Annotated in this window: 11 protein-coding genes; 8 read left to right on the forward strand and 3 right to left on the reverse strand. The window is 65.1% G+C overall.

Annotated features, from left to right (window positions below; translation table 11 throughout):
• Positions 1 to 2 precede the first annotated feature (2 nt).
• The 8 genes from BACI349Y_RS00310 to BACI349Y_RS00345 all read left to right on the forward strand — a co-directional run bounded on the left by BACI349Y_RS00310 (position 3) and on the right by BACI349Y_RS00345 (position 11,477).
• On the forward strand, positions 3 to 776 hold the full coding sequence (locus BACI349Y_RS00310; protein ID WP_159629437.1) for a DeoR/GlpR family DNA-binding transcription regulator: 774 nt from the start codon (positions 3 to 5) through the stop codon (positions 774 to 776).
• Positions 773 to 1,987, forward strand: a complete 1,215-nt coding sequence (locus BACI349Y_RS00315) for an MFS transporter (protein ID WP_159629439.1) — start codon at positions 773 to 775, stop codon at positions 1,985 to 1,987. The genes BACI349Y_RS00310 and BACI349Y_RS00315 overlap by 4 nt, the downstream gene beginning before the upstream one ends.
• A gap of 22 nt (positions 1,988 to 2,009) precedes the next feature.
• On the forward strand, positions 2,010 to 3,506 hold the full coding sequence (locus BACI349Y_RS00320) for a bifunctional phosphatase PAP2/diacylglycerol kinase family protein (RefSeq protein WP_159629441.1): 1,497 nt from the start codon (positions 2,010 to 2,012) through the stop codon (positions 3,504 to 3,506).
• Between the two features lie 144 nt (positions 3,507 to 3,650).
• Positions 3,651 to 4,577 carry an ABC transporter ATP-binding protein gene (locus BACI349Y_RS00325; protein ID WP_159629443.1) on the forward strand — a complete coding sequence of 309 codons (927 nt, stop codon included), beginning with the start codon at positions 3,651 to 3,653 and terminating at the stop codon, positions 4,575 to 4,577.
• Positions 4,574 to 5,467 (forward strand): ABC transporter permease, encoded by an 894-nt coding sequence (locus tag BACI349Y_RS00330; protein WP_159629445.1) that lies wholly within the window; start codon positions 4,574 to 4,576, stop codon positions 5,465 to 5,467. Before BACI349Y_RS00325 ends, BACI349Y_RS00330 begins: the two co-directional genes overlap by 4 nt.
• A gap of 271 nt (positions 5,468 to 5,738) precedes the next feature.
• Positions 5,739 to 7,145: an amino acid permease gene (locus tag BACI349Y_RS00335; protein ID WP_159629447.1), complete on the forward strand. Its 1,407-nt coding sequence runs from the start codon at positions 5,739 to 5,741 to the stop codon at positions 7,143 to 7,145.
• 22 nt (positions 7,146 to 7,167) lie between these two features.
• Positions 7,168 to 8,469 (forward strand): M18 family aminopeptidase, encoded by a 1,302-nt coding sequence (locus tag BACI349Y_RS00340; protein WP_159629449.1) that lies wholly within the window; start codon positions 7,168 to 7,170, stop codon positions 8,467 to 8,469.
• 440 nt (positions 8,470 to 8,909) lie between these two features.
• Positions 8,910 to 11,477 carry a WecB/TagA/CpsF family glycosyltransferase gene (locus tag BACI349Y_RS00345; protein ID WP_236560667.1) on the forward strand — a complete coding sequence of 856 codons (2,568 nt, stop codon included), beginning with the start codon at positions 8,910 to 8,912 and terminating at the stop codon, positions 11,475 to 11,477.
• A 61-nt stretch (positions 11,478 to 11,538) separates the two neighbouring features.
• On the opposite strand, the gene BACI349Y_RS00350 is transcribed toward BACI349Y_RS00345, so the two are convergent.
• The 3 genes from BACI349Y_RS00350 to BACI349Y_RS00360 all read right to left on the reverse strand — a co-directional run bounded on the left by BACI349Y_RS00350 (position 11,539) and on the right by BACI349Y_RS00360 (position 14,156).
• The gene (locus BACI349Y_RS00350) at positions 11,539 to 12,141 is read right to left on the reverse strand and encodes a hypothetical protein (protein WP_159629453.1); all 603 of its coding nucleotides are present in this window, start codon (positions 12,139 to 12,141) and stop codon (positions 11,539 to 11,541) included.
• A 73-nt stretch (positions 12,142 to 12,214) separates the two neighbouring features.
• On the reverse strand, positions 12,215 to 13,438 hold the full coding sequence (locus BACI349Y_RS00355) for an O-antigen ligase family protein (RefSeq protein WP_159629455.1): 1,224 nt from the start codon (positions 13,436 to 13,438) through the stop codon (positions 12,215 to 12,217).
• Between the two features lie 109 nt (positions 13,439 to 13,547).
• A complete protein-coding gene (locus BACI349Y_RS00360) occupies positions 13,548 to 14,156 on the reverse strand; it encodes a hypothetical protein (protein WP_159629457.1) in 609 nt (202 codons plus the stop codon).
• Between the last annotated feature and the right edge of the window lie 26 nt (positions 14,157 to 14,182).

A 14,182-nucleotide genomic window follows, 5' to 3' on the forward strand; every position in this document is an offset into this window, starting at 1 on the left:
TCATGAAGACCGATGAGCGGCACCGGGCCATAGCCGAGGTCCTCCGGCGGCAGTCAAAGGCAAGCGTGGAGGAGCTCATGCAGGCCTGCGGGGCTTCCGGTGCGACCATCCGCCGCGACCTCGAGGTACTGGCCGGCCACGGCGTGCTGAGAAGGATTCATGGGGGCGCCAGGAGCCTGATCGGGCAGGGGCAGAACCCTGGCTACGGACAGCGCGAGCTGGAGGAGCAGGACGGCAAGATGCGTATCGCGGCTGCGGTTGCCGGCCTCCTGGCTGACCGCGAACACGTCTGGTTGGACAGCGGAAGCACGGCCACTGCGGTGGCCCGGGCCCTGGCCGGAAGGGAACTGACGCTGATGCCCATGTCCCTTCAGGCCCTCAATGCAGCGGCCGGGAGCGGGGCCACCGACGGCGCACGCCCGGCACTGCTCTTGCCCGGGGGCAGCGTGGTGCCCGGTGAACTCTGCTTCCGCGGACCCCTGGCCGAGTCGAACATCAGGTCGCTCCGCTTTGACACCGCCGTGCTCACGCCCTGTGCCGTGGACTTCAAGGACGGCCTCCTGGCCCACGACCTTGACGATGCGGCAGTCAAGACAGCCGGTCTGGAATCCGCAGCACGGGTGGTGGTGGCCGCTTCCGCTGCAAAGTGGCAGGCACACGCCAGGGTGCTCGTGGCCGGCCTGGCCCGGGTGGACGTCATCGTGACCGACCGGAAATTCAGCGCACAGGACAATGCCGAACTCGAAAAATACTCAGTGGAAGTAGTGAGCGTATGAGCACCAACACCGGTACGGAACAGCAGGCAGGCCTGAAGGCTGCCGCTGTGGCAACATTCGTGGTTTTCGGCATCAACGGGCTTGTCTTTGCCAGCTGGGCGGCCAGGATCCCCGCCGTCACCCAGACGCTGCAAATCACCTCCGGCCAAATGGGCACCCTGCTGCTGTGCACGGCCGTTGGCTCCCTGCTCGCGCTGCCCACCGCCGGCCTGGTGGTGGGCAGGATTGGAACGGCCAACACGGTGCGCTTTGCCGGACTCCTGGCCGCGGCCGCAGGCGTGGGCATCGCCATGTCACTCCTGGCGACATCCATTCCCGGAACGGCCGTGTCACTGTTCTTCTTCGGCATTGGAATTGGCCTCTGGGATGTAGCTCAAAACATCGAAGGGGCTGACGTGGAGCACAAGCTCCGGCGGACCGTCATGCCGCAGTTCCACGCAGCCTTCAGCGGCGGCGCCTTCGTAGGCGCCCTGGTGGGGGCGGGACTGTCAACCCTCGGCGTGGACCTGCCATTGCACCTCCTGGTGATCGCAGCCGTGGTGGTGCTGGTGGCGCTAACGGTGCCGCGCTACTTCCTCCCCCACGTCTCAACTGCCCCTGTGGACGGGGAGCCGAAACAAGCCAAGGGACCGTCCGCCTGGCGGGACAGCAGGACCCTGCTCATTGGTGTGGTGGTTCTCGGCGCCACGCTTACCGAAGGCGCCGGCAACGACTGGATCGCCAAGGCCTCGGTGGACGGGCTCGCCACCTCCGAATCCACCGGCGCCCTCATGTTCGCTTTGTTCGTCCTGGCTATGACGGCAATGCGGTTCCTCGGGGGCCGTGTCATCGACAAATATGGACGGGTAGCGGTACTGCGCGCCAGCATGGCCGCGGCGGCCGCAGGACTGGGTCTTTTCGTGCTGGCTTCCAATATCTGGCTGGCCGGCGTCGGTGCCGCCCTGTGGGGAATAGGTGCCGCCCTGGCCTTCCCCATGGGCATGTCGGCCGCGTCCGATGATCCGAAGCACTCAGCGGCCCGTGTCTCCGTAGTATCCACTTTGGGGTATATATCGTTCCTGGCCGGACCGCCGCTGCTCGGCTACCTCGGCGACCTGACCGGCATCCATACGGCACTGCTGGCAATCATGGCACCCATCCTGGTGGCTCTGCTCCTTGCGGGAGCGGCCAGGCCCCTGCGCGTTGAGCCGGAGTCCGCTGAAGGGCAGTAGCTGTTGGGGTTAGGGTGATCACATGCAAAGCACCAGGCGCAGGGGCCGGACGTGGATCAGCCGCCTCGATAGATACCTTCTAGGGCATGTTTCCAATTTGCCGGGAGGGAACCACGACGATTTCTTCCGCCGCCTTTCCGCCTCGGCAAACCAGGGCAAGCTCTGGATAGGAACGGCCGCGGTCCTGGCGCTCTTCCCTGGCAAGACGCGGAGGGCGGCGGTGCATGGCCTGATCGCCCAGGGCGTGGCATCCGCCGTCACCAACGTGGTGTTCAAGACGCTGCTCCCCCGGACGCGTCCATTGCCCGAGCATCTGCCCGTCTTCCGCTTCGTGCACCCGCAACCGACCAGCTCCTCCATGCCGTCCGGGCATTCGGCGTCGGCCGTGGCATTCGCGGTGGGAGCCGGACTGGTGCGTCCGGCCCTCGGTGCCGCCCTGGCCCCGGCAGCCCTGGGTGTGGCGTACTCCCGGGTCCACACCGGGGCGCACTGGCCTTCGGATGTCCTCTTCGGTTCGGCGCTGGGTGCCGGCGCTGCCCTCATAACCCGCCACTGGTGGCCGGTGCGGCCGCCCATCCCGCAGACCACGCGTATGTGGACCACCGCCCCAGCGCTTCCGGACGGCGAGGGGCTCAGCATTGTGGTGAACACCCTCGGAGGCTCCTTTAAGGAGGAAACCGCATCGGCGCTCCAGGAAGTATTCCCAAAGGCGCATATAAATACCGTGCAGCCGGACGAAGACCTGGTGCAGCGCATCAGCGCCACTGCCGACTTTCCCGGAACCCGCGCCCTGGGTGTGTGGGGCGGTGACGGGACTGTGGGCGCTGCGGCGGCCGCCGCCGTCGAACGCTCCATTCCCCTGCTGGTCCTGCCCGGCGGCACGCTCAACCACTTTGCGCGCGACGCGGGAACCGGAAGCCTGAAGGATGCGGTCGACGCTGCGAACAAGGGCGAGGCTGCCCTGGCGGACGTTGGCGTGGTCACTGCGGAACGCGGGCTGCCCGGAAACCCTGAAGTGTCGGAGATGGTCATGCTGAATACCTCCAGCGTCGGCCTTTACCCGAATTTTGTGCGCAGGCGGGAGCACCTGCAACCGGCCCTGGGAAAGCCGCTGGCCGGCGTCGTGGCCATGTTCCGGACGTTCGCGGCCGGCACGCCCATCACACTGACCGTGGACGGCGTCCGGCACAAGGTATGGATCGCCTACCTGGGCCGGGGCCGTTTCTACCCGCGTGACCACGCGCCGTTGATCCGGCCCGTGATGGATGACGGGGTGCTGGACGTCCGCCTGATCACCGCTGATGAACGCTTTGCCCGGCTCCGCCTGCTCTGGTCCGTGCTGACGGGAACGGTGGCAAGCTCCGGGATCACGCACCTCCGGGAGGCAACGGAAGTCCGGATCGACGCCGGCGGCGCCCCGATGGCACTGGCTGTGGACGGAGAAGCGTTGGCCGGGGTGCGCAAAGTGGCCTATGAAGTACGGCCCCGGGCACTGACCTACTATTCGCCCCGTCCGTAGCGGGGCCGGGATGGAGACCTACCCTGATTCGCCCCTGAATCATCCCTGAGAAGCGGCGAAAAGCGGCGGCGGGCTCGGTACCGTGGGGAAGGTACCGCACCCCACAACGTCTGCAGCCGTCCGCTGCCGTTCAAAGGATGATTCATGATCGAGGTAAACGGGCTGACCAAGGTCTACGGTGCCAAAACCGCCGTAGCCGGTGTCAGTTTCACCGTCCGGGCCGGGCAAGTCACCGGCTTCCTTGGCCCCAACGGGGCAGGAAAGTCCACCACCATGCGCATGATCATGGGCCTGGACCGGCCGACGTCGGGGTCCGCCACGGTGAACGGCCTGCCCTACGTCCAGCACAGGGCTCCCCTGCGGGAGGTGGGCGCCCTGCTTGACGCCAAGGCAGTCCACACCAGCCGCAGCGCCTACAACCACCTGCTGGCCATGGCGGCCACCCACAGCATCCCCAAAGCACGGGTGCACGAGGTGATCGAGATGACCGGACTGGAAGCGGTGGCGCGCAAGAAGGCCGGCGGGTTCTCGCTGGGCATGGGGCAGCGCCTGGGAATCGCGGCTGCCCTGCTGGGCGACCCGCAGACGCTCATCCTCGACGAGCCCGTCAACGGTCTGGACCCTGAGGGCGTGGTGTGGGTGCGCAACCTGGTCCGGTATCTCGCCGGGCAGGGGCGCACAGTGTTCCTCTCCAGCCACCTGATGAGCGAAATGGCTCAAACGGCCGACCACCTGATCGTCATTGGCCGCGGCCGGGTCATTGCTGACGCCCCGATCCAGGACATCATCACCGGCAAGGGCCAGTCCCGGGTCCGCGTCCGCACGGACCAGCCCGACCGCCTCCACCAGCTGCTCGCCGGACGGGGTGCTTCCATTGCCGTTCCGGAACGTGAACTGCTCGAGGTAACGGGCCTGGACCCTAGAACCATTGCAGCCGTGGCCCTTGAAAACCAGGTCATGGTGTACGAACTCACGCCGCTTGTTGCCAGCCTTGAGGAAGCGTATATGGAACTGACCAAGGACGATGTCGAATACCACTCCCTGCCCGCTGCGGAGGTAAGCCACCCATGAGCTCCACGACCACCGAATCCATGCCCGCGCGCGAGCCGGCGCCTTCCCCTGCCGGGCACGCCGCCCGCAACGCCGGACGGTCCCTTCCCGGCCCCACCTTTGTCCGGGTCCTCAACTCTGAAGTTATTAAGTTCCGCAGCCTGCTTTCCACGCTGATCCTGCTCGCTTCCACCGCTGTGGTCATGGTTGGCTTCGGCGCCCTCTCAGCATGGGGGACGGGCCAGTTCGCGGATGCGGCCAACCGGGATCCGCAGGCCGCGGCCAGGATGGCGGCCCAGGGCGGAGACCTTGCCGTCAGCGTGCCCACGTCGGGCATCGCCTTTGCCCAGCTGATCCTGGGGTCCCTTGGCGTGCTCCTGATGAGCTCCGAATTCACCACCGGCATGGCGCGGTCCACCTTTGCTGCGGTGCCCCGGCGCCTTCCCGCCTTCGCCGCCAAGCTGGTGGTGGTGATGGTGACATCGTTCGCAGTCACTGCCGTCTCCACCTGGGTGGCGGGCCTGGCGGCGGTGCCCATCCTGGACAACTATGGGCTCAAGCTGGACCTGGGCAGTTCGCAGTCGGTGAAGCTCCTCCTGGTCAACAGTGTCTATGTGGCTGCTGTGGCTGCCATCGGCATGGCCCTGGGCACCCTGATCAGGAATTCGGCCGGCGGCATCATGAGCCTGGTGGGCATTTTCTTCGTGGCACCCATTGCGTTCCAGCTGATTCCCGGGGACTTCTTCAAGGAAGCCCGCAAGTACCTGCCCGGCAACACCGTTGAGCCGCTGACGGCGGCCCAGCACGTTCCGGACACCCTGGAGGTATGGCAGGCGGTGCTAGTCCTGGGCGCCTGGGTGGTCATCCCGGTACTGCTCGCAGCCGTCCTGCTGAAACGCCGGGACGTGTAGCCCCAATCCTGTTTCCGCCACGCGCCCGCGCCGGGCGCGTGGTTTCGGGCACATTACAAATATGCCTGAAAGGCAACTTTTATTGCTCCTGGGTGTTTCCGCTTGGAGTGCCGTCCTGTTGGCGGGAATCAGATCTGTTGGACTGCACAAAGCAAGGCGCATAATGGCGGATCTAGGGTGAAACGACGATGTGGTGCATCACACGGTCCACCGGTGGTCCACCAAGGTACGTCGCTCAACCCATGCTATTTCCCAACAGGACGGCGCTTCCATGCATGCTGACCAGCAACTTTCAAAGTCCCTGAAACCCAGGCACCTGTCAATGATCGCCATCGCCGGCGTCATTGGTGCAGGCCTTTTCGTCGGCTCGGGGGCAGCCATCCAGCAGGCAGGCCCGGGCATCCTCGTGGCGTACGCGGCCGCCGGCCTGGTGGTCATCCTGGTGATGCGCATGCTGGGCGAGATGGCCGCAGCCAACCCTGAGACAGGCTCCTTCTCCACCTATGCAGACAAGGCGCTGGGCCGCTGGGCAGGGTTCAGCATCGGCTGGCTCTACGCCTGGTTCTGGATCATCGTCCTGGGCATCGAGGCCACCGCAGGTGCTGCCATCATGCACCGCTGGGTGCCGGGCATCGACCAGTGGGTGTGGGCCCTTGCCCTCATGGTGCTGCTGACGCTCACCAACCTCGGTTCCGTAAAGTCCTACGGCGAGTTCGAATTCTGGTTCGCCTCCATCAAGGTCGCGGCCATCGTCCTCTTCCTCATCTTTGGCGTCGCCGCCATCCTCGGCCTCATCCCCGGCGTCCCCGCACCCGGCCTGAGCAACCTGGTCAACAACGGCGGGTTCATGCCCAATGGCCCGGGAGCCGTCCTGGCCGGAATCCTCGTGGTGGTCTTCTCCTTCTTCGGTGCAGAAATCGCCACCATCGCGGCCGGTGAGTCCGAAAACCCCGTGGACGCCGTGAAGAAGGCCGTGAAATCCACTGTCTGGCGCATCCTGGTCTTCTACATCGGCTCCATCGCCATCGTGGTCACGCTGCTTCCGTGGAACTCCGCCTCCGTGGCCAAGAGCCCCTACGTGGCCGTCATCGAACTGTTCGGTATCCCCGGCGCCGGAACCATCATGGACGTCGTGGTCCTCACCTCCGTGCTGTCCTGCCTGAACTCCGGCCTCTACACGGCCAGCCGCATGCTGTTCTCGCTCTCCACCCGCGGTGACGCACCCCGTGCCTGGACCCGCATCTCCCGCCGCGGTGTCCCCGCCGCCGCCGTGCTCGCCTCCACCGTGGTGGGCTTCGTGACGGTTGGCCTGAACTACATTGCCCCGGACACCGTCTTCCTGTTCCTGGTCAACACCTCGGGCGCCATTGCCCTGTTCGTGTGGCTGGTCATCTCGGCCTCGCAGCTGGTCCTCCGCCGCCGGATGGGTGCCGCAGCCAAGGACCTGCAGCTGAAGATGTGGCTGTTCCCGTACCTCACCTGGGCGGCCATCATCAGCATCGTGGCCCTGCTCATCGGCATGGTGATCGTGGAATCCACCCGTGAATCCCTGCTGCTCTCGCTGGCACTGGCTGCCGTAGTGGTGGCAGTGGGCGTGCTCCGCTACCGGCGGAAGGGCGCGGAAGCCGCCGGACAGTCCGCAGTAGCAGCCGAGGCAGCTCCGGCGCCCGCAGAATAGGCGCGGCGCTAGACTCGGGACCATGCCTTTGCCTTCCTCTGCCGCAGACCACATCCAGGACCTTGGCGCGTATGTGAGCGCATCGCCGTCGAGCTTCCATGCTGCGCATGAGGGAGGCAGGCGGCTGGAGGAAGCCGGATTCGTCCACCTGGATGAACTGCAGCCGTGGGAGGGTGGCGCCGGATCATTCTTCGTGATCCGCGACGGTGCACTGATCGCGTGGGTGGTCCCGGACGGTGCGGGACCGGCCACGGGGTTCAACATCCTCGGCGCGCACACCGATTCGCCGTCGTTCAAACTCAAGCCCAAACCCACCACCGGCGCCCACGGGTGGCTGCAGGCCGGGGTGGAGATTTACGGTGGACCGCTGCTGAATTCCTGGCTGGACCGCGAGCTCCGGCTCGCCGGCCGCCTGGTGATGCTCGATGGCACGGAGCACCTCGCGGCCACCGGACCGCTGCTGCGCTTCCCGCAACTGTCCATCCACCTGGACCGGGCGGTAAACGAGGGTCTCACCCTGGACAAACAGCGGCACATGAACCCCGTCTGGGGCCTGGGGAACCCCACGGACTCGGACCTGCTGGGTGTGCTGGCGGCTTCGGTTGCCGGCACATCCGTCGATCCGGCGCAGATCGGCGGGTACGATGTCGTCATTGCGGACACACAGGCACCGGCAGTTTTCGGGGGCAAGGGGGAGTTCTTCGCATCCGGGCGCCTGGACAACCTTTCGGCCACGCACGCCGGCCTGGCGGCACTGATTGCCCACGCCGGTTCCGCCGGCACCGGCAGTCCCATTGCGGTGCTCGCTGCCTTCGACCACGAGGAAATCGGGTCCAACTCCCGCTCCGGTGCGTGCGGACCCATCCTGGAAGACATCCTGGTGCGCATCTCCGACGGACTGGGTGCAACGGTGAGCCAGCGGAGGCAGGCCCTGGCGGCGTCGTTCTGTCTCTCCGCCGACGCCGGCCACGCAGTGCATCCGAACTACCCCGAGCGGCATGATCCCGCCAACCACCCCGTGCTGAACGGCGGTCCGCTGCTGAAGATCAATGCCAACCAGCGCTACGCAACGGATGCCTTCGGTGCGGCGTTCTGGGCGCGGCTCTGCGGCGAAACCGGGGTGCCGTACCAGGAGTTCGTCTCAAACAACGTGATGCCTTGCGGCTCCACGATCGGCCCGCTCACCGCCACCCGGCTCGGGATCCGCACCGTCGACGTCGGCGTGCCGCTGCTGTCCATGCACTCCGCCCGGGAGCTGTGCGGCGTGGAGGATCCCCTTCGCCTGGCCGCCGTCACGGAGCTGTTCTTCCGGACCGCGGTGTAGTTCCTTTCCTTTGTGGCACCACAAAGGTCCGTGCGGGTACCCACATAGTCGGGGCAAGCGTATGGATCGGCTGCCAGGACCTGCCTAGCGTTGAATTGGAGATGCCCGCGGGGTGCTTGAGCCAGGTTCCGGCTCGTTCACGTCTACCTTCTGGTATCGCCTTGCCAGGTAAGCGACAGCAGGGCCGTTAGGGCGGCCCGCAGGCATGCCGGGGGAGTGCAGCCCCTCTTCATGCCGCTTCGCGAGTGGGCCGCGACCATGGAGCCGGAATGACATCTGCACGAGGAGACTTTCCCCGCCGAATCCAGCAGCTCGGGATGGCGGATTTGTTTGCCCCTGGAGGGGCTGGCAATCCAGTGGAACAGCCGCCCTCCGGGGCCTCCTTCTCCCGAAGTTCCGAGGCCGCCACGAGCCAGCCCACGAGGGTAAACCTGGGGGGCGTGGCCGTCGACCTGATGGGGCGCGATGAGGCCGTCGCGATGATCATGCAGCGTGCTTTGGCCGGAGGTCCAATGCCGCTGGGTGTGCTGTCTGCAAACCTGGACCACCTGAACCACTTCGGCGAGGGTGGCCGGTGGGCAAACACCCTGGAGGTCGCGCCCATCGAATGGATGACGCTGTTGGACGGTGCACCATTGGTGGCCAGATCAGAGGCACTGACGGGTCAACGATGGCCCCGGCTGGCGGGAAGTGACCTGATCGAGCAGATTCTCGACACCGCGGCGGCTCTGGGGCTTTCGGTCGGGTTCCTGGGCGGAAGCCAGGAAGCGCAACGCCTGGTCGCGGCACGGCTTGAAGCCGACCGGCCGCTTCTGCAGGTAGCCGGATGGTGGGCACCAAGCCGGAAGGTCCTGACAGATCAACCCGCTTCACGGCGGCTGTGCCGCGAAATCCGCGCTGCGGGCGCGGACATCCTGCTGGTATGCCTGGGCAAGCCACGGCAGGAACTCTGGATAGGGGAGTACGGGCACTTCACAGGGGCCAACGTCCTGCTGGCCTTCGGGGCCGTCGTTGATTTCCTGGCCGGGAACGTCCGGCGCGCACCGGCGCAGCTAAGCAACATGGGACTCGAATGGGCGTGGCGGTTGGCCATCGAGCCCCGGCGGCTTGCCAAGCGGTATCTGCTTGAAGGGCCGGAAGCGTACGCGAAGCTCCGCCGACACAGCACCGCACTTGTGCCCGGCGCTCCGTCCGCGTCCCCTGCCCCGGCCAGGGCCGCCACGACCAGAACCTCCAGGCCCACAGGCTTCACACCCGTCAGCGACCATGCCGACATCGCGGCGCTGGTGGTCACCTACAACAACGGAACCGACATTTGCGGGATGCTTGAGAGCCTCCTTCAGGAAACCGCAGAGCAAACGATCAAGGTGGTGGTAGCCGACAACTCGCCCGACCCGGAGACCCTGCTGTGCCTTCAGCAGTACCCAGAGGTCACCGCCTTCGCCACAGGAGGAAACCTCGGCTACGCGGGCGGTATCAATGCCGCTTATGCGAAAGCCGGAACTGCTGACGCTTACCTGGTACTAAATCCCGATCTCCGTCTCCAACCCGGCGCCGTCCGGGCCCTCCGCGCGTCGATGGCAAGGACAGACGCGGCAGTTGTTGTACCCCTTCTGCGCGATGACGACGGGACGATCTACCCCTCCCTTCGGCGGGAGCCAAGCATTCTGCGTGCGCTCGGCGACGCCACCTTGGGCAGCAAATTCCCCGGCCGTCCCGGCTGGCTATCCGAAATGGATTTCGACGCTGAGAGCTACGCTCACCCGCACAAGGTGGAATGGGCCACGGGTGCGGCACTGTTGATCCGGGCCGACGTGGTGGAGAAAGTGGGCAGATGGGACGAGACCTACTTCCTGTATTCGGAGGAGACGGACTACCTGCACCGCGTCCGCGAGCTGAAAGCTGCCATTTGGTTCGAGCCCCTGGCAGCCATGACGCACTGCCGCGGGGGATCAGGAAGTTCTCCAGCACTCGATGCCCTGATGACTGCGAACCGGATCCGCTATGCCCGCAAGTTCCACACCGTGAGCTACGCGCGTGCGTTCCGTGCCGCCGTCGTTCTGTCCGCACTCCTGCGGGCACCGCTTGCCGGACACAGGGGAATCCTGGGGTTGGTGGCCAAGGAATCCCGTTGGGCGGACCTTCCCCATGCCGTCGCATACAGTCCATCCCGCGGCGTGACCGAAGACTTTCCCGCTGGGGCGGTCATCATCCCCGCACACAATGAGGCTTCGGTGCTCGGCAGGACTCTCGCGGCCCTCCGACTGCCTTTAGCCACCGGGCAGGTGGAGGTAGTGGTGGCGTGTAACGGCTGCAGCGATGGCACCGAAGCTATTGCCGGCTCGACACCCGGCGTGCAGGTCCTGCAAGTTGGTGAGGCGTCCAAGGTTGCTGCCCTCAACGCTGCGGACAGAACCGCCACACGCTGGCCGCGCGTCTATGTGGATGCCGACATCGAGGTACCCGTTGAGGCGCTGCGGGCCACTCTGAACGCACTTACCGGTGACGCAGGAGTGCTCTGTGCACGGCCGGCCTTTGCATACGACACGTCCGGAGCCTCCTGGGCAGTCCGTGCCTACTACCGTGCCCGCAACCGTCTGCCGCAATCATCGGAATCCATGTGGGGTGCCGGTGTTTACGGCCTGAACCATAAGGGACATGAGCGGCTGGGAGAATTCCCTTCCCTCACCGCAGACGACTGCTACATTGACAGGCTCTTCAATGACTCCGAAAAGGTGGTCGTCGCGTGTACTCCGGTAACTGTCCGCACGCCCCGTTCCGCCAGGTTGCTTCTATCCACACTCCGCCGGGTATACCGGGGAAACAGCGAATTGAAGGGGATGGGCGGTGCCCGGACGGGCCGGACGCTGCGTGAATTGGCCGCCTCCGTCAAAGGACCGGCTACCGCCCTGGACGCGCTGGTTTACGCATTCTTTGCCCTTGCCGGACGCTTAACGCAGCGGCGGCGCCCCGGGTCGCGTTGGGAGCGGGACGACAGCAGCCGTTGACGGGAACCATGTGAAGCGGGGAGGGGGTGTGTTTGACACCCCCTCCCCGCTTGGTTCCAGGTTAGACGTCCACCGTGAACTTCTTTCCGGCCGGCTTGTTCCGGACTTTCAGCTTTGCCCTATCAATCGCGCAGGCTACGCCGGCGGCAAGTGTAGAGGCCAGGACAGTGAGAGCAACCATGGCGGCGGGGTTGTTTGTACCGTGATAGCTGATGGTCGGAACGGAAGGGGAAAGTTCCGTGGAAATCCGGGCTGTAGGAATCACACCCAGTGCCTTCTGCTCCTGGCCTGCGGACAAAGTGATGCTGTCCGCCAGTTGCATGGCTCTCTGCGCCGCAGTTGCTTCATCCTCCGAAACAACTTCGATGGACACCACAGCCCGGTTGAATGACTGCTGCCATTGGCTTCCCGCGTTGGGCTGATACACGCGGTACCCCTCCCGGATTCCGGTCGCGAAAAGGCTGGTCCCGTTCAAGTCAATGTTTGGCTCAGCGCCCTTAGCTATGGCACGTCGTTGGATTACAGCGGCGAACTGCACAACATCCTGGGAGTCCGATCGAAGAGGATTGCCGGCAGCGGCCCCCGGAGGCGGCAGGAAGACCACGTCCACGCGAGTCCAATAGACGCCCTTGCCATGGCCCGCCGCAATGATGAGCGGCAGCATCAGTGCGAGGACGGCCAGGGCGGCGGGCCACCGGCGCAGCACAGCCCAATCGGGTGCAACCATCCGGGGCCGGCTAGCCATGTCCGGCTCCCGGAATTGCATCCTTGAGCCGCCAGAAGGCTCCGCAAAGTCCGAGGATCAGGAAGAGTGTACCCGCGGCCTGGGGAAATGACAGTGCATCGAAGAATCCCGTCAGCACTACTCCGGCCACTACGCTGGCGGCCAGTCCGGGACCAAGGTTCCTGAAGAGTGGGTGCGAATAGCTTGTTCTCGCCTTGATTGCCACGAACGACGCAGTAACCGCAATGCCGACGAGGGCCGCCAGCCCCAAGGCTCCCGTTTCGACCAACGTGAGCAAATACTGGTTGTCGAGAATCCGGTACCCCGGCAGGAAAGTTCCAAAACCACGCCCAAATACCGGATCGAGTTGCCAAAATGACCAGACAACCGCGTAGCTGTCCGTCCTCGAATCCACGCCGGGGTCGTCGTCGCCGAACAGGTTGAACAGCGTGCTCATCATGCCTGGCACCAGGATCCACACCACGCCGAGCAGCCCCAACGCGGCGACCGCAGCCTTTCGACGGACACCGGGCGTCCAGAAGGGAGCAAGCACCAGCGTCGCAACGGCCACTCCAACAATTGCTGATCTGGAAACGGAAAGTGCGGCTGCGGTGGCAATCGCGGCGACCGGGAACCATCGCATGAGTACGTTCTGTTTCTTGTCGTTCAAGGCCAGTGTTACTGCGATGGGAAAGAACATCGCGAGTACGTAGGCGTACTCCAGGGGATTCCGCGCCGTCGAGGAGGGCCGGTTGAAGCCTCCCCGCTCCTGAAGAGCCCCGAAATCGCTGACTGTGAGCCCGGGAATGGAGATGCTCTCCACGAAAGATTGGCCTGTGACGAACTGGACAACCCCGAGGGCCGCGTACATGCCGCACAGGAGACAGCACCAGCGGAGGAAATGGATCAACCGTTCCTTGCTCGGTATGCCGTCATTGGCAACCGCCAGAATGCTCAGGAATGAAAGGGCCTTCAGCAGCCCAAGGTTGAGTGCATTGCTTTCGGGTTCTGAAAGGGGACGCTGTGAACCTGCGGCATAGCTCGCGACGATGCAAACCAGAAGAATCATCATGGCCACCCGCACCGGCTGGATCGGGGCGGGGAGCAGTCCGACCTCCCGTTGAGCCGTGTACCAGCCCCACCAGGGAAGGAGGATCAGCGCGAGAAGCACTGCCGGAACGCCGGCCCCGCCCAGAGGCTCGATGGCCCGGTTCGACGGGATGGCAAGCAGAACCAAAAGATAAAGCGCCAGGGTATCGACAGCGTCCCACCCCGCTCCGGCCCTTTTGCGCAAAGGGCCCGGGCGTGACCGTGCCCGTGCGGCGGCGTTGCCGGGTGCGGTGCGTTCAGGACTTTGCGGCATTCACGTGTTCCCGCCCGTGTACAGAGCCTTCATCCACCGGCCGGGAACTGCCTTGGGCTCCGGGGTCAGATCCCGTCCGGACTGGTACGGATGCCCGGTTTCGCCTGCCCGTTGCACCCACACCAACATGTCGTCGGCCTTCCACCACAACATCATGGTTCCGTGAAGAGGGGACCGTGTTCCCGGAAGGTCCACCCGGGTTGCGGGGAACCATGTCACGGCGCCGGCGTAGAAGGACCTTGTCCAGTTGACCGGTCAGGATCACCGTTCCAGCGATCCCGGCGGCCACCAGGGCTAAGAGGATCCGACTCCTGCCGCTGTTGTTGGCCACTGCCTCGTCGTCCTGGGAAAGCGGCAGGGAGGTCATTCGTGAAGCAGCGTTGAGATTAAGTGCGTCCTGCAGCGACTTCAGGTTCTCCGGTACCGCGGCGAGCACCTGGCGGAGTACGCCGAGGGTCTCATCGGAATTGCCGCCGGTAACGGAGATGCGGACGATTGGACCATTTGTGGAGGGTTCACGTGCGGCTGTGTACTCGGTGTTGGGGAAACTGTCCGAAACCTCGCGCTGGACTTCTGGCGAATTCAGTTTCACTATCAGAACTCCAAGTGCCTGCTCCA

This window comes from Arthrobacter sp. 8AJ, assembly GCF_902506025.1.
Lineage (GTDB): Bacteria > Actinomycetota > Actinomycetes > Actinomycetales > Micrococcaceae > Arthrobacter.